This is a genomic window from Pseudomonas moorei (assembly GCF_042846945.1).
In the GTDB taxonomy this organism is placed as follows: domain Bacteria; phylum Pseudomonadota; class Gammaproteobacteria; order Pseudomonadales; family Pseudomonadaceae; genus Aquipseudomonas; species Aquipseudomonas moorei.
Map to the genome: position 1 here is coordinate 1,383,756 of NZ_AP035776.1, position 15,734 is coordinate 1,399,489.

Below are 15,734 nucleotides of genomic sequence, written 5' to 3' on the forward strand. Positions count from 1 at the left end.
CGGAGAAACTTGGGATAGCTATTGGACGAGAATTGCCTGTGCCAGTTCAAGGTCGCTGGCATGAAGTTTTGGCTGGGTTCGGCGCAGATAATTCAGGGCCGATTCCAGCTGTGCGCCTCTCAATTGGCCGTCACTGGCGATGAATGCCGCAGCGTCATCCTGGGCGGCGAGCAGCAGTTTATGGTCGAAGGGCGCCGAGGTCACCATGCTTGTGGCGTAACCACTGGCGACAGCGCCTTGTGTAGAGAGGTTGAAGGCATCGAAAGCGTGGGCCGAACCACAGTGGATGGCCGCGAAAAATACCGTAGAGATCAACAGATGTGAATGAAAGCGCATGAGACTCGACAGTTGCAAGTGAGTCCCAAGGCTAGCGCAAGCCCCGGTCTAGAGCCAGCGTCGCAACATTGGGACACGACTGGCGTGTCCCGCTCCAAGGCCAGTCGCTTTAGATGGTCAGAATCGCTTGCGCCAGTTGAGCGTCGGTTGCGTTCAGTTGTGGCGCCTGATGGCGGATGTAGTCGAGTGCACTTTCCAGTTTTACGCCGCGGATCGCGCCGTCAGTGGCAACAAAGCTCGCCGCGTCGTCACGGGCAGCGAGGATGATCTTGTGATCCTTGAACGACGACGAAACGACATCGGTGGTCGCATCGGACGTGGCCTTGAGCGCGTTGACGACAGCATCGGTGGTTGCGATGAAGCTGGAGGCATGGGCATTGGCAGCCACGGCAAACAGGGCTGCGGCGCTGAGCAGACGGAGACGGGACATGGTGAAACTCCTTTGGATAAATGCATTAAAAGGTGGCGCGGTGTCTGGACATTCAATTGCAAGACACTCGTTTGTCACCTGCTGGTTTTGATATTAGGCCCGTGTATAGACATTCGAACAGTGCCGTCTGTTCGGGTGGGAGGTGTTACCAGGCATACTGTACTGGTTATATTTTATTTATAGGAAACTGTACTTGTCTGCAACTTTATCTACTTTTTGACCCGTTGAATGGCCTGAAACGACAAAACCCGTCGCGGTTTCCCACGACGGGTTCTGTTTGTTCAATTCGGGTTGCTGGCGGTGGACCTTAAGGTCAGAGCCAGCGACGCTAACTTAGCGCCAGAACGGCTTGCTCAGCTCTTCGTAGCGTTGTGCTTCGCTAATACCGGCATCAGCCAGCAGACGCGAATCCAGACGAGCCAGTTGATGGCGGCTGGAGATGCGGCGCTGCCACAGCATCAGGTTGGCGATAACGCGCAGAGGCAGGGAAGCCTGGGTTTTTTCAGTAGTGTTGTCGAAGAACAGATCGGAACTGAGTGTACGTTCCATGGTGGTCATCCTTCCGCTTGTGGCGGGATTAGGTAGTGGTTTAACTGGTGCCCATGATCCTCTTGTTTGCCTAGTCTCTGTAGATACAGTTCACCTGTATTGTGAGGGCTCAGTTAACTGTTTATAGGGGGTGTACTGGTCGAAATTGAGGCAACTGTACTTGTCTGCACTAATTGGGTGCGTTTTTTCCGATTTCTCCTAGGGGTGTAGGCAAATGCCGTAGGAAATGACCGGTACAGCAGTACAGTTTTTGAAAGGATATTGCTGGAGCATAGCTAGCTGACGAAATTGTGTTTCCGTCAGCTGCAATCTGTACCAATTACACCGCGAGCATTTTCCCGGTTTCTTCCAGGTTCATGTGCCAGCTCAGTGCATCACGCAGGATGTGTGGCGTATGACCGCCGAGGGCGCAAGCGGCGCAGAAGTAGTCGTTGAGTGCCTGGCGATAGTCCGGATGCACACAATTATCGATGATCACGCGAGCGCGTTCCCGAGGCGCCAGGCCGCGCAGATCTGCCAGGCCGACTTCGGTGACGAGAATGTCGACATCATGCTCGGTATGGTCAACGTGGCTGACCATAGGCACCACGCTGGAAATGGCGCCGCCCTTGGCAATCGACTTGGTTACGAAGATGGCCAGGTGCGCGTTGCGCGCGAAGTCGCCCGAGCCGCCAATGCCATTCATCATTCGTGTGCCGCAGACATGGGTTGAGTTGACGTTGCCATAAATGTCGAACTCGAGCGCGGTGTTGATTCCGATGATGCCGAGGCGACGCACCACTTCAGGGTGGTTGGAGATCTCCTGCGGACGCAGTACCAGCTTGTCCTTGTAGCGTTCAAGGTTGCCGAATACATCGGCGTTGCGACGGCTCGACAGGGTGATCGAGCTGCCTGAGGCGAAGCTCAATTTGCCGGCATCGATCAGATCGAACGTCGAGTCCTGCAGCACTTCGGAGTACATCGTAAGGTCTTCGAAGGGCGAATCGATCAGGCCACACATCACCGAGTTGGCGATGGTGCCGATACCTGCCTGCAGCGGGCCAAGCTTGTTGGTCATGCGCCCGGCATCGACTTCCTGCTTGAAGAAGCCGATCAGGTGGTCGGCGATGGCTTGGGTGTCGGCGTCCGGCGGCAGCACGGTGGATGGCGAGTCGGACTGATTGGTGATCACGATCGCGACGATCTTTTCCGGCGGGATCGGGATGGCGGTGCTGCCAATTCGGTCATCGACCTTGACCAGCGGAATCGGCGTGCGGGTCGGACGATACGTCGGGATATAAATGTCGTGCAGGCCTTCGAGGTTCGGGTTGTGCGCCATATTGATCTCGACGATCACGTGTTTGGCGAAAATCGCGAAGCTGGCCGAGTTGCCCACCGAGGTGGTTGGCACGATATGCCCTTGTTCAGTGATCGCCACCGCCTCGATCACGGCGATGTCCGGCAGTTTCAGCTGCTGGTTGCGCAGTTGTTCGACGGTTTCCGAAAGGTGCTGGTCGATGAACATAACCTCACCGGCGTTAATCGCCTTGCGCAGCGTGCTGTCCACCTGAAACGGCATGCGCCGCGACAATACGCCGGCTTCGGTCAGCTGTTTGTCCAGATCGTTGCCCAGGCTGGCACCGGTCATCAGGCTGATCTTCAGCGGCGTGACCTTGGCTCGTTCGGCCAGTGCATGGGGTACAGCCTTGGCTTCGCCGGCGCGGGTGAAGCCGCTCATGCCGACGGTCATGCCGTCCTGAATCAGAGCGGCAGCCTCGGAAGCGCTCATCACTTTATCCAACAACGAAGGCAGGCGAATACGGTCACGGTACATGGATTGTTATCTCGGGCAACGGGTAGCAGGATGTGCAGTCTAGTGAATTTCGAAGGCCTGCGTCCCGCTACCAAGGTCGCAGAAGAGCTGTCTATTTCGGGGCTTTAAGACAAAACACCGTTACCGGATCGGTAACAAAGCTTCGATTTTTTCGACGATTTGCGCAAACAAAAACGCCCCGACGAGTCGGGGCGTTTGCGTTGCCGGGGAGGTTTACTCGACAGCCTTGACCATGTCTTCGATGACCTTTTTAGCGTCGCCGAACACCATCATGGTTTTGTCCAGGTAGAACAGTTCGTTGTCCAGGCCGGCATAGCCGCTGGCCATCGAGCGTTTGTTGACGATGATGGTCTTGGCCTTGAACGCTTCGAGAATCGGCATGCCGGCAATCGGCGATTTCGGATCGTTCTTCGCCGCTGGGTTGACCACGTCGTTGGCGCCCAACACCAGCACCACGTCGGCCTGGCCGAACTCGGAGTTGATGTCTTCCATCTCGAACACCTGGTCGTAAGGCACTTCGGCCTCGGCCAGCAACACGTTCATGTGGCCCGGCATACGACCGGCCACCGGGTGGATCGCATATTTCACGGTCACGCCGCGATGGGTCAGCTTCTCGGTCAGTTCCTTCAGCGCATGCTGAGCACGGGCCACCGCCAGGCCGTAGCCCGGAACGATGATCACGGTGTCGGCGTTGGTCAGCAGGAAGGTCGCGTCGTCAGCCGAACCGGATTTCACCGGACGGGCTTCCTTGGCGCCTGCGGGACCGGCGTCGGCTGTATTGCCGAAACCACCGAGCAGCACATTAAAGAAGGAGCGATTCATCGCCTTGCACATGATGTACGAGAGGATCGCACCGGAGGAGCCCACCAGCGAGCCGGCGATGATCAGCATCGAGTTGTTCAGCGAGAAGCCGATACCCGCTGCGGCCCAGCCGGAGTAGCTGTTGAGCATCGACACCACTACCGGCATGTCGGCGCCGCCGATCGGGATGATGATCAACACGCCCATGACGAACGCCAGGGCCAGCATCAAGGCGAAGGCGCTGAGGTTGCCGGTCAGCATGAAGGTCACGCCCAGCGCCAGTGTGGCCAGGCCCAGCAGCAGGTTCAGTTTGTGCTGACCGCTGAACTGTACCGGCGCGCCCTGGAACAGACGGAACTTGTACTTGCCCGACAGTTTGCCGAAAGCGATCACCGAACCGGAGAAGGTGATTGCACCGATAGCCGCGCCGAGGAACAGTTCCAGGCGATTACCGGTCGGGATTTCATCGCCCAGATGCTGGACGATGCCCAGGGACTGCGGCTCGACGACAGCCGCGATGGCGATGAACACCGCGGCCAGGCCGATCATGCTGTGCATGAAGGCGACCAGTTCCGGCATTTTGGTCATTTCAACGCGTTTGGCCATGATCGAACCGGCGGTACCGCCGATCAGCAGGCCGACGATCACGTAGACGATACCGTCATGGGCCAGTTCGGCACCGAGCTTGTAGATCAGGCCGACCGTGGTGAGGACCGCCAGGCCCATGCCGAGCATGCCGAACAGGTTGCCGCGACGCGACGTGGTTGGGTGCGAGAGCCCCTTGAGCGCCTGGATGAAGCAGACCGAGGCGATCAAATACAGGGAGGTAACCAGGTTCATGCTCATGCTTGTTGCACCTCGGCCTTGACTGCTTCGGCCTTGGCTGCCGGAGCCTTTGCTGGAGCCGCTTTCTTCTTGAACATTTCCAGCATGCGCCGGGTGACCAGGAAGCCACCAAACACGTTGACCGCCGCCAGCGCCACGGCCAGGGTGCCCATGGTCTTGCCCAGTGGGGTGACGGTGAGGGCGGCGGCGAGCATGGCGCCGACAATGACGATGGCGGAGATCGCGTTGGTCACGGCCATCAGCGGGGTGTGCAGCGCAGGTGTCACGTTCCAGACCACGTGGTAGCCGACGTAGATGGCCAGCACGAAGATGATCAGGTTGTAGATACCGTGAGAGATCAGCATGTCTTCCATTGTTTTTATCCTCAGCCGTTCTTGCGCACGATCTGGCCATCGCGGCACATCAGGCACGCGGCGACGATATCGTCTTCAAGGTTGATGTCGAACTGGCCTTCCTTAGTGAACACCAGTTTCAGGAAGTCCAGCAGGTTGCGGGCGTACAGCGCCGAAGCGTCCGCCGCGACCGCGCCGGCCAGGTTGGTCGGGCCGACGATGGTCACGCCGTTTGCGACGACCACCTGGTCGGCCACGGTCAGCGGGCAGTTGCCGCCCTGGGCGGCCGCGAGGTCAATGACCACCGAGCCTGGCTTCATCTGCGCCACGGTTTCCGCGCTCAACAGCGTCGGCGCCTTGCGGCCCGGAATCAGCGCGGTGGTAATGACGATGTCTGCCTGCTTGGCGCGTTCGTGCACGGCCACGGCCTGGCGTTGCATCCAGCTGGCGGGCATGGGGCGCGCGTAACCGCCGACACCGACGGCGCATTCACGCTCTTCATCGGTCTCGTAGGGCACGTCGACGAACTTGGCGCCGAGGGATTCGATCTGCTCTTTAACCGCAGGACGCACATCGGACGCTTCGATCACTGCACCCAGGCGCTTGGCCGTGGCAATGGCCTGCAAACCGGCCACACCGGCACCGAGGATCAGCACGCGAGCGGCTTTCACGGTACCAGCAGCGGTCATCAGCATCGGCATGAAGCGCGGATAGTAATGAGCGGCCAGCAACACGGCTTTGTAACCGGCGATGTTGGCTTGCGAGGACAGCACATCCAGGCTTTGAGCACGGGAGGTACGTGGTGCAGCCTCTAGCGCGAACGCGGTGATGCCGCATTCAGCCATCTTGGCGATGGTTTCATTGCTGAACGGGTTGAGCATGCCCACCACAACGGTGCCGCGCTTGATCAGCGCCAGCTCGCTGTCGCTGGGGGCGACCACTTTAAGAATCAGCTCTGCACCAAAGGCATCGTTGGCGCTGCCAATGGTTGCGCCTGCCGCTGCATAAGCACTGTCGACAACACTGGCATTAATGCCGGCGCCGCTTTGCACAGTGACCTTATGACCCTGGCCGATCAGTTTCTTGATGGTTTCCGGGGTTGCAGCAACCCGTGTTTCACCCGTCTGGGTTTCGAGAGGAACACCAATGTGCACGTCAAATCTCCTGCGTGATCTTATTGAGTAAACCCATGCACTACGGATGGTGCGGCTGGGGCGGCCGATCAGCACGATCCCGCTAAATCAGGGCGGGGCGCGGCATTTTGCAGGCGAACTTTGTGCCCTTCAAGGGATTATGACGGGTGACGGAAAATTAACTACAAGTCACCCCGTGACCGAATGTCGCAACTAACCGGGTTAATCCCTTGTAGCCCGTGCCTTTCAGGGATTTTGGTGGCTTTTCAACAATTTTTGCATCGGCCATATGAATGATGCGGCATCGCTTTCAAATAACACCTCAAAGCCACGTCTTCAGGCGCTTGTAGGACGTCTGTACTACTTTTGGCTACAGTCTGCAAAAATGCGACAAATACTTATATCTGTAGGGTTTTTATTTTGCTGACTACGGGGTCAGCTAATGGCTGTGGGCCTTTATTTCTCTAAGCTGTAGCTATGTGCCTGATTCACCAGCCAATCCCGAAAAGCCCTTAATGACGCCGATTCGACCTTTCGCTCAGGAATCATCAGGTAATAGGCCTTGATGCTGGAGAGTGCCTGGGCGTTGGCGATGACCAGGCGTTTTTCGGCCAACTCACGCTGAATCAGAAACGGTGGTATCAAGGCGATCCCCATGTCATGCATGGCTGCTTGAGCCAGCATGGAGAATAGCTCGTACCGAGGTCCTGTCATGTCGCGCGGGACATTCAGGTGTTGGGAGTCGAACCACTGTCGCCAGGCATAAGGGCGGGTGGTTTGCTGCAGCAGGGGTAATTCGGCGATTTCAGCGGCGGTCAGAACGGTCTTTTTTCCCAGTAGGCCGGGGCTGCACACCGGCAGCGGATGTTCGCCCATCAGGCGGTGGGATTCTGTACCTGACCAGTCCGCGTCACCGAAATAGATCGCGGCGTCGAAGTCGGTGTCGGCAAAGAGAAACGGGCGTGTGCGGTTGGTCAGGTTGACCGTCACTTCCGGGTGTTTTTGCTGGAAGTCCTTGAGTCGGGGCAGCAGCCATTGGGTGCCGAAGGTCGGAACTACGGCCAACTCGATCACGTTGGCACCCTGCTGGCCCATCACGGATAAGGTATCGCGTTCCACGGCATCCAGTTGAGTGGCGACCCGGCGGCTATAGGAAAGTCCGGCCTCGGTCAGTTTGACCCCGCGTCGCGAACGTCGGAACAGTTCTACGCCGAGGAAGTCCTCGAGGCTGGCGATCTGACGGCAAATCGCGCCCTGTGTCAGCGAAAGCTCCTGTGCTGCCTTGGTAAAGCTCTCGTGGCGCGCTGCTGCTTCAAAGCTGATCAGGGCGGTGGTGCTGGGTATCTTTCTGCGCATGTACGTCAACCTCACTAATACATCGCATTATTGGCATTTCGCGACGTTTCGGAGTGAGAAATTAGCACAACAGTATGCAAAATCCTCGTTTGCCGGGAGGCCGAAGCCGGCCTAGCATCAGTCCACGTTATTTGACCTGTTTCGAGAGGACACACTCATGGCCGGTAAAGCTAGCTTCAACTGGATCGATCCCCTGCTGCTGGATCAACAGCTCACCGAAGAAGAGCGCATGATTCGCGACACCGCTGCGCAGTTCGCTCAGCAGAGCCTCGCACCGCGCGTTCTCGAAGCTTTCCGTCATGAAAAGACCGACCCGGCGATCTTCCGCGAAATGGGCGAAGTGGGTTTGTTGGGTGCAACCATCCCTGAACAATACGGCGGCAGTGGTCTGAACTATGTCAGCTACGGTCTGATTGCCCGTGAAGTTGAGCGTGTTGACTCCGGTTACCGTTCGATGATGAGTGTGCAGTCTTCGCTGGTGATGGTGCCGATCAACGAATTCGGCACAGAAGCACAAAAGCAGAAATACTTGCCGAAACTGGCCTCGGGTGAGTGGATCGGCTGCTTCGGCCTGACCGAGCCAAACCACGGTTCTGACCCAGGTGCGATGATTACTCGTGCTCGCAAAGTGGAAGGCGGCTACAGCCTGACCGGTAACAAGATGTGGATCACCAACAGCCCGATCGCGGACGTGTTTGTCGTCTGGGGCAAAGACGATGCGGGTGATATCCGCGGCTTCGTTCTGGAGAAAGGCTGGAAAGGTCTGAGTGCCCCGGCGATTCATGGCAAGGTCGGCCTGCGTGCATCGATCACCGGCGAAATCGTCATGGATAACGTATTCGTGCCGGAAGAGAACATTTTCCCGGATGTCCGTGGCTTGAAAGGTCCTTTCACCTGCCTGAACTCGGCTCGCTACGGCATTTCCTGGGGCGCGTTGGGTGCGGCAGAATTCTGCTGGCACACCGCTCGCCAATACACCCTGGATCGTCAGCAGTTCGGTCGTCCATTGGCTGCCACTCAATTGATCCAGAAGAAACTGGCCGACATGCAGACCGAAATCACCATGGCGCTGCAAGGTTGCCTGCGTCTGGGTCGCATGAAAGATGAAGGAACGGCGGCAGTCGAAATCACTTCGATGATGAAGCGCAACTCCTGTGGCAAATCTTTGGACATCGCTCGCATGGCCCGCGATATGCTCGGCGGCAACGGTATCTCCGATGAGTTCGGGGTCGCGCGCCACCTGGTCAACCTGGAGGTGGTGAATACCTATGAAGGTACGCATGACGTCCACGCGCTGATCCTTGGTCGTGCGCAAACCGGCATCCAGGCGTTCTATTAATAGGAGAACGGCCATGGGCGCGCTTTCGCATCTACGGGTACTGGATTTATCGCGGGTGCTGGCCGGGCCATGGGCCGGTCAGATTCTTGCGGACCTTGGCGCTGAGGTGATCAAGGTCGAGCGTCCGGGCAATGGCGATGACACGCGCGCCTGGGGGCCGCCGTTCTTAAAGGACGCCTATGGCGAGAACACCAGCGAGGCCGCCTATTATTTGTCGGCCAATCGCAACAAGCAGTCAGTCACCATCGACTTCACGCGTCCGGAGGGGCAGAAGCTGGTGCGTGAGTTGGCGGCCAAATCGGACATCCTGATCGAGAACTTCAAGGTCGGTGGACTGGCGGCTTATGGGCTGGACTATGCGTCGCTGAAGGCGATCAATCCAGACCTGATTTATTGCTCGATCACCGGGTTCGGTCAGACCGGGCCTTATGCCAAGCGCGCGGGTTATGACTTCATGATCCAGGGGCTTGGCGGGCTAATGAGTCTGACGGGTCGACCGGAAGGGGAAGAAGGCGCAGGGCCGGTAAAGGTCGGCGTGGCGCTGACGGATATTCTGACCGGGCTTTATTCGACGGTGGCGATCCTGGCGGCGCTTGCGCACCGGGATCATGATGGCGGCGGTCAGCATATTGATATGGCGCTACTGGATGTTCAGGTGGCCTGCCTGGCTAACCAGGCGATGAACTACCTGACCACAGGCAATGCGCCGAAGCGCTTGGGTAACGCTCATCCGAACATCGTGCCTTATCAGGATTTTCCTACAGCGGATGGCGATTTCATCCTGACCGTAGGTAATGACGGGCAGTTCCGCAAATTCGCCGAGGTGGCTGGTCAGCCGCAATGGGCAGATGATCCGCGATTTGCTACCAATAAGTTGCGGGTGGCTAACCGCGCAGTGCTCATTCCACTGATTCGTCAAGCGACGGTGTTCAAGACCACTGCTGAGTGGGTGGCACAACTGGAGCAGGCGGGGGTTCCGTGTGGGCCTATCAATGATCTTGCGCAGATGTTTGCGGACCCTCAGGTCAAGGCGCGTGGGTTGGCGATTGAGTTGCCGCATGTATTGGCCGGGATGGTGCCGCAAGTAGCGAGCCCTATTCGATTGTCCGAGACGCCCGTGGAGTACCGTTATGCGCCTCCGCTGCTGGGAGAGCATACGTCGGAGGTACTGCAGCGGGTGTTGGGGCTGGATGCTGGTGTAGTGGCGGCCTTTAAAGAGTCTGGAGTGCTCTAGGGCTTCCTTCTATAAAGAGCGCTGGTTTGACTCCTCCTTGTTACGGGGGGAGGAACGGGCTGTTTTCCTGCCTTCCGTAAGTAATTGATAGAAAAACCAAATCAGTGCTTGACGGCAGATTCTGGAGGCCTATAATTCGCCCCACTTCCGGCGCAGTCGAAACGGAAAACTCCTTGATAAACAATGAGTTACGCAGTTTTCGGCAGCAGGTTGCTTCAGGTCATCGAAGTACGAAGGAAGTTGAAAAAGAGGTGTTGACAGCAGCGAGTAACGCTGTAGAATTCGCATCCCGCTGACGAGAGATCGAAAGCGCAAGTGGTTGAAGTTGTTAAGTTTTCCTTGAAAACTTCTGAAAATAATCACTTGACAGCAAATGAGGCTGCTGTAGAATGCGCGCCTCGGTTGAGACAAAGCTCTTAACCAACCGCTCTTTAACAACTGAATCAAGCAATTCGTGTGGGTGCTTGTGGAGTCAGACTGCTAGTCAACAGATTATCAGCATCACAAGTTACTCCGCGAGAAATCAAAGATGTAACCAACGATTGCTGAGCCAAGTTTAGGGTTTTCTCAAAACCCAAAGATGTTTGAACTGAAGAGTTTGATCATGGCTCAGATTGAACGCTGGCGGCAGGCCTAACACATGCAAGTCGAGCGGATGAAGAGAGCTTGCTCTCTGATTCAGCGGCGGACGGGTGAGTAATGCCTAGGAATCTGCCTGGTAGTGGGGGACAACGTTTCGAAAGGAACGCTAATACCGCATACGTCCTACGGGAGAAAGCAGGGGACCTTCGGGCCTTGCGCTATCAGATGAGCCTAGGTCGGATTAGCTAGTTGGTGAGGTAATGGCTCACCAAGGCGACGATCCGTAACTGGTCTGAGAGGATGATCAGTCACACTGGAACTGAGACACGGTCCAGACTCCTACGGGAGGCAGCAGTGGGGAATATTGGACAATGGGCGAAAGCCTGATCCAGCCATGCCGCGTGTGTGAAGAAGGTCTTCGGATTGTAAAGCACTTTAAGTTGGGAGGAAGGGTTGTAGATTAATACTCTGCAATTTTGACGTTACCGACAGAATAAGCACCGGCTAACTCTGTGCCAGCAGCCGCGGTAATACAGAGGGTGCAAGCGTTAATCGGAATTACTGGGCGTAAAGCGCGCGTAGGTGGTTTGTTAAGTTGGATGTGAAAGCCCCGGGCTCAACCTGGGAACTGCATTCAAAACTGACAAGCTAGAGTATGGTAGAGGGTGGTGGAATTTCCTGTGTAGCGGTGAAATGCGTAGATATAGGAAGGAACACCAGTGGCGAAGGCGACCACCTGGACTGATACTGACACTGAGGTGCGAAAGCGTGGGGAGCAAACAGGATTAGATACCCTGGTAGTCCACGCCGTAAACGATGTCAACTAGCCGTTGGGAGCCTTGAGCTCTTAGTGGCGCAGCTAACGCATTAAGTTGACCGCCTGGGGAGTACGGCCGCAAGGTTAAAACTCAAATGAATTGACGGGGGCCCGCACAAGCGGTGGAGCATGTGGTTTAATTCGAAGCAACGCGAAGAACCTTACCAGGCCTTGACATCCAATGAACTTTCCAGAGATGGATTGGTGCCTTCGGGAACATTGAGACAGGTGCTGCATGGCTGTCGTCAGCTCGTGTCGTGAGATGTTGGGTTAAGTCCCGTAACGAGCGCAACCCTTGTCCTTAGTTACCAGCACGTCATGGTGGGCACTCTAAGGAGACTGCCGGTGACAAACCGGAGGAAGGTGGGGATGACGTCAAGTCATCATGGCCCTTACGGCCTGGGCTACACACGTGCTACAATGGTCGGTACAGAGGGTTGCCAAGCCGCGAGGTGGAGCTAATCCCATAAAACCGATCGTAGTCCGGATCGCAGTCTGCAACTCGACTGCGTGAAGTCGGAATCGCTAGTAATCGCGAATCAGAATGTCGCGGTGAATACGTTCCCGGGCCTTGTACACACCGCCCGTCACACCATGGGAGTGGGTTGCACCAGAAGTAGCTAGTCTAACCTTCGGGAGGACGGTTACCACGGTGTGATTCATGACTGGGGTGAAGTCGTAACAAGGTAGCCGTAGGGGAACCTGCGGCTGGATCACCTCCTTAATCGACGACTCAGCTGCTCCATAAGTTCCCACACGAATTGCTTGATTCATTGAAGAAGACGATAGAAGCAGCCCGAAATTGGGTCTGTAGCTCAGTTGGTTAGAGCGCACCCCTGATAAGGGTGAGGTCGGCAGTTCGAATCTGCCCAGACCCACCAATTTTGTGTGGGAAACGCCTGTAGAAATACGGGGCCATAGCTCAGCTGGGAGAGCGCCTGCCTTGCACGCAGGAGGTCAGCGGTTCGATCCCGCTTGGCTCCACCACTACTGCTTCTGAAGTTTGAAAGCTTAGAAATGAGCATTCCATCGAGCCGATGGTGAATGTTGATTTCTAGTCTTTGACTAGATCGTTCTTTAAAAATTTGGGTATGTGATAGAAAGATAGACTGAACGTTACTTTCACTGGTAACGGATCAGGCTAAGGTAAAATTTGTGAGTTGCTCTTTGAGCAATGCGAATTTTCGGCGAATGTCGTCTTCACAGTATAACCAGATTGCTTGGGGTTATATGGTCAAGTGAAGAAGCGCATACGGTGGATGCCTTGGCAGTCAGAGGCGATGAAAGACGTGGTAGCCTGCGAAAAGCTTCGGGGAGTCGGCAAACAGACTTTGATCCGGAGATGTCTGAATGGGGGAACCCAGCCATCATAAGATGGTTATCTTAAGCTGAATACATAGGCTTAAGAGGCGAACCAGGGGAACTGAAACATCTAAGTACCCTGAGGAAAAGAAATCAACCGAGATTCCCTTAGTAGTGGCGAGCGAACGGGGACTAGCCCTTAAGTGGCTTTGAGATTAGCGGAACGCTCTGGAAAGTGCGGCCATAGTGGGTGATAGCCCTGTACGCGAAAATCTCTTAGTCATGAAATCGAGTAGGACGGAGCACGAGAAACTTTGTCTGAATATGGGGGGACCATCCTCCAAGGCTAAATACTACTGACTGACCGATAGTGAACTAGTACCGTGAGGGAAAGGCGAAAAGAACCCCGGAGAGGGGAGTGAAATAGATCCTGAAACCGTATGCGTACAAGCAGTGGGAGCAGACTTTGTTCTGTGACTGCGTACCTTTTGTATAATGGGTCAGCGACTTATTTTCAGTGGCGAGCTTAACCGAATAGGGAGGCGTAGCGAAAGCGAGTCTTAATAGGGCGTCTAGTCGCTGGGAATAGACCCGAAACCGGGCGATCTATCCATGGGCAGGTTGAAGGTTAGGTAACACTGACTGGAGGACCGAACCGACTACCGTTGAAAAGTTAGCGGATGACCTGTGGATCGGAGTGAAAGGCTAATCAAGCTCGGAGATAGCTGGTTCTCCTCGAAAGCTATTTAGGTAGCGCCTCATGTATCACTGTAGGGGGTAGAGCACTGTTTCGGCTAGGGGGTCATCCCGACTTACCAAACCGATGCAAACTCCGAATACCTACAAGTGCCGAGCATGGGAGACACACGGCGGGTGCTAACGTCCGTCGTGAAAAGGGAAACAACCCAGACCGTCAGCTAAGGTCCCAAAGTTATGGTTAAGTGGGAAACGATGTGGGAAGGCTTAGACAGCTAGGAGGTTGGCTTAGAAGCAGCCACCCTTTAAAGAAAGCGTAATAGCTCACTAGTCGAGTCGGCCTGCGCGGAAGATGTAACGGGGCTCAAACCATACACCGAAGCTACGGGTATCACTTAGGTGATGCGGTAGAGGAGCGTTCTGTAAGCCTGTGAAGGTGAGTTGAGAAGCTTGCTGGAGGTATCAGAAGTGCGAATGCTGACATGAGTAACGACAATGGGTGTGAAAAACACCCACGCCGAAAGACCAAGGTTTCCTGCGCAACGTTAATCGACGCAGGGTTAGTCGGTCCCTAAGGCGAGGCTGAAAAGCGTAGTCGATGGAAAACAGGTTAATATTCCTGTACTTCTGGTTATTGCGATGGAGGGACGGAGAAGGCTAGGCCAGCTTGGCGTTGGTTGTCCAAGTTTAAGGTGGTAGGCTGGAATCTTAGGTAAATCCGGGATTCCAAGGCCGAGAGCTGATGACGAGTGTTCTTTTAGAACACGAAGTGGTTGATGCCATGCTTCCAAGAAAAGCTTCTAAGCTTCAGGTAACCAGGAACCGTACCCCAAACCGACACAGGTGGTTGGGTAGAGAATACCAAGGCGCTTGAGAGAACTCGGGTGAAGGAACTAGGCAAAATGGCACCGTAACTTCGGGAGAAGGTGCGCCGGTGAGGGTGAAGCACTTGCTGCGTAAGCCCACGCCGGTCGAAGATACCAGGCCGCTGCGACTGTTTATTAAAAACACAGCACTCTGCAAACACGAAAGTGGACGTATAGGGTGTGACGCCTGCCCGGTGCCGGAAGGTTAATTGATGGGGTTAGCTAACGCGAAGCTCTTGATCGAAGCCCCGGTAAACGGCGGCCGTAACTATAACGGTCCTAAGGTAGCGAAATTCCTTGTCGGGTAAGTTCCGACCTGCACGAATGGCGTAACGATGGCGGCGCTGTCTCCACCCGAGACTCAGTGAAATTGAAATCGCTGTGAAGATGCAGTGTATCCGCGGCTAGACGGAAAGACCCCGTGAACCTTTACTATAGCTTTGCACTGGACTTTGAATTTGCTTGTGTAGGATAGGTGGGAGGCTTTGAAGCGTGGACGCCAGTTCGCGTGGAGCCATCCTTGAAATACCACCCTGGCAACTTTGAGGTTCTAACTCAGGTCCGTTATCCGGATCGAGGACAGTGTATGGTGGGTAGTTTGACTGGGGCGGTCTCCTCCTAAAGAGTAACGGAGGAGTACGAAGGTGCGCTCAGACCGGTCGGAAATCGGTCGTAGAGTATAAAGGCAAAAGCGCGCTTGACTGCGAGACAGACACGTCGAGCAGGTACGAAAGTAGGTCTTAGTGATCCGGTGGTTCTGTATGGAAGGGCCATCGCTCAACGGATAAAAGGTACTCCGGGGATAACAGGCTGATACCGCCCAAGAGTTCATATCGACGGCGGTGTTTGGCACCTCGATGTCGGCTCATCACATCCTGGGGCTGAAGCCGGTCCCAAGGGTATGGCTGTTCGCCATTTAAAGTGGTACGCGAGCTGGGTTTAGAACGTCGTGAGACAGTTCGGTCCCTATCTGCCGTGGACGTTTGAGATTTGAGAGGGGCTGCTCCTAGTACGAGAGGACCGGAGTGGACGAACCTCTGGTGTTCCGGTTGTCACGCCAGTGGCATTGCCGGGTAGCTATGTTCGGAATAGATAACCGCTGAAAGCATCTAAGCGGGAAACTAGCCTCAAGATGAGATCTCACTGGGACCTTGAGTCCCCTGAAGGGCCGTCGAAGACTACGACGTTGATAGGTTGGGTGTGTAAGCGCTGTGAGGCGTTGAGCTAACCAATACTAATTGCCCGTGAGGCTTGACCATATAACACCCAAGCAATTTGCGCTTAAAAGCCAGATTGCGGTGT

At 55.6% G+C, this 15,734-nt stretch carries 10 protein-coding genes, 2 tRNA genes and 2 rRNA genes; 6 read left to right on the forward strand and 8 right to left on the reverse strand.

Going from position 1 to position 15,734, the window contains the following annotated elements; genetic code table 11:
• Positions 1-18 precede the first annotated feature (18 nt).
• The 8 genes from ACGJAX_RS06595 to ACGJAX_RS06630 form a co-directional block, all read right to left on the reverse strand.
• Complete coding sequence (locus ACGJAX_RS06595; protein WP_390957986.1) at positions 19-336, reverse strand: DUF2388 domain-containing protein; 318 nt, start codon at positions 334-336, stop codon at positions 19-21.
• 109 nt (positions 337-445) lie between these two features.
• Positions 446-766, reverse strand: a complete 321-nt coding sequence (locus ACGJAX_RS06600; protein WP_090327213.1) for a DUF2388 domain-containing protein — start codon at positions 764-766, stop codon at positions 446-448.
• Between the two features lie 333 nt (positions 767-1,099).
• On the reverse strand, positions 1,100-1,315 hold the full coding sequence (locus ACGJAX_RS06605; RefSeq protein WP_390957988.1) for a DUF1127 domain-containing protein: 216 nt from the start codon (positions 1,313-1,315) through the stop codon (positions 1,100-1,102).
• Positions 1,316-1,634: 319 nt separating this feature from the next.
• A complete protein-coding gene (locus ACGJAX_RS06610) occupies positions 1,635-3,128 on the reverse strand; it encodes an acetyl-CoA hydrolase/transferase family protein (protein ID WP_247255143.1) in 1,494 nt (497 codons plus the stop codon).
• Positions 3,129-3,341: 213 nt separating this feature from the next.
• Positions 3,342-4,775 (reverse strand): NAD(P)(+) transhydrogenase (Re/Si-specific) subunit beta, encoded by a 1,434-nt coding sequence (locus ACGJAX_RS06615; RefSeq protein WP_090320549.1) that lies wholly within the window; start codon positions 4,773-4,775, stop codon positions 3,342-3,344.
• Positions 4,772-5,128: an NAD(P) transhydrogenase subunit alpha gene (locus ACGJAX_RS06620; RefSeq protein WP_007992881.1), complete on the reverse strand. Its 357-nt coding sequence runs from the start codon at positions 5,126-5,128 to the stop codon at positions 4,772-4,774. The genes ACGJAX_RS06615 and ACGJAX_RS06620 overlap by 4 nt, the downstream gene beginning before the upstream one ends.
• An 11-nt stretch (positions 5,129-5,139) precedes the next feature.
• Positions 5,140-6,261, reverse strand: a complete 1,122-nt coding sequence (locus tag ACGJAX_RS06625; RefSeq protein WP_090327220.1) for a Re/Si-specific NAD(P)(+) transhydrogenase subunit alpha — start codon at positions 6,259-6,261, stop codon at positions 5,140-5,142.
• A gap of 435 nt (positions 6,262-6,696) precedes the next feature.
• Positions 6,697-7,596 (reverse strand): LysR family transcriptional regulator, encoded by a 900-nt coding sequence (locus ACGJAX_RS06630; RefSeq protein ID WP_090327222.1) that lies wholly within the window; start codon positions 7,594-7,596, stop codon positions 6,697-6,699.
• A gap of 157 nt (positions 7,597-7,753) precedes the next feature.
• Between ACGJAX_RS06630 and ACGJAX_RS06635 the strand changes: the two genes are divergently transcribed.
• The 6 genes from ACGJAX_RS06635 to ACGJAX_RS06660 all read left to right on the forward strand — a co-directional run bounded on the left by ACGJAX_RS06635 (position 7,754) and on the right by ACGJAX_RS06660 (position 15,691).
• On the forward strand, positions 7,754-8,935 hold the full coding sequence (locus ACGJAX_RS06635; protein ID WP_090327225.1) for an acyl-CoA dehydrogenase: 1,182 nt from the start codon (positions 7,754-7,756) through the stop codon (positions 8,933-8,935).
• Between the two features lie 13 nt (positions 8,936-8,948).
• Complete coding sequence (locus tag ACGJAX_RS06640; RefSeq protein WP_390957991.1) at positions 8,949-10,169, forward strand: CoA transferase; 1,221 nt, start codon at positions 8,949-8,951, stop codon at positions 10,167-10,169.
• Between the two features lie 586 nt (positions 10,170-10,755).
• Positions 10,756-12,292: ribosomal RNA gene (locus ACGJAX_RS06645) — 16S ribosomal RNA — on the forward strand.
• Positions 12,293-12,372: 80 nt separating this feature from the next.
• Positions 12,373-12,449: transfer RNA gene (locus ACGJAX_RS06650), tRNA-Ile, on the forward strand.
• Positions 12,450-12,479: 30 nt separating this feature from the next.
• Positions 12,480-12,555 (forward strand) — tRNA-Ala (locus ACGJAX_RS06655).
• 245 nt (positions 12,556-12,800) lie between these two features.
• Positions 12,801-15,691 (forward strand): 23S ribosomal RNA (locus tag ACGJAX_RS06660).
• Together the 16S and 23S rRNA genes with 2 tRNA genes alongside form the textbook arrangement of a ribosomal RNA operon.
• Positions 15,692-15,734 lie beyond the last annotated feature (43 nt).

Coding starts and splice junctions, on each gene's coding strand:
- ACGJAX_RS06640 (WP_390957991.1), top strand. CDS start 8,949: ATGGGCGCGCTTTCGCATCTACGGGTACTGGATTTATCGCGGGTGCTG.
- ACGJAX_RS06610 (WP_247255143.1), bottom strand. CDS start 3,128: ATGTACCGTGACCGTATTCGCCTGCCTTCGTTGTTGGATAAAGTGATG.
- ACGJAX_RS06595 (WP_390957986.1), bottom strand. CDS start 336: ATGCGCTTTCATTCACATCTGTTGATCTCTACGGTATTTTTCGCGGCC.
- ACGJAX_RS06615 (WP_090320549.1), bottom strand. CDS start 4,775: ATGAGCATGAACCTGGTTACCTCCCTGTATTTGATCGCCTCGGTCTGC.
- ACGJAX_RS06635 (WP_090327225.1), top strand. CDS start 7,754: ATGGCCGGTAAAGCTAGCTTCAACTGGATCGATCCCCTGCTGCTGGAT.
- ACGJAX_RS06605 (WP_390957988.1), bottom strand. CDS start 1,315: ATGGAACGTACACTCAGTTCCGATCTGTTCTTCGACAACACTACTGAA.
- ACGJAX_RS06630 (WP_090327222.1), bottom strand. CDS start 7,596: ATGCGCAGAAAGATACCCAGCACCACCGCCCTGATCAGCTTTGAAGCA.
- ACGJAX_RS06620 (WP_007992881.1), bottom strand. CDS start 5,128: ATGGAAGACATGCTGATCTCTCACGGTATCTACAACCTGATCATCTTC.
- ACGJAX_RS06600 (WP_090327213.1), bottom strand. CDS start 766: ATGTCCCGTCTCCGTCTGCTCAGCGCCGCAGCCCTGTTTGCCGTGGCT.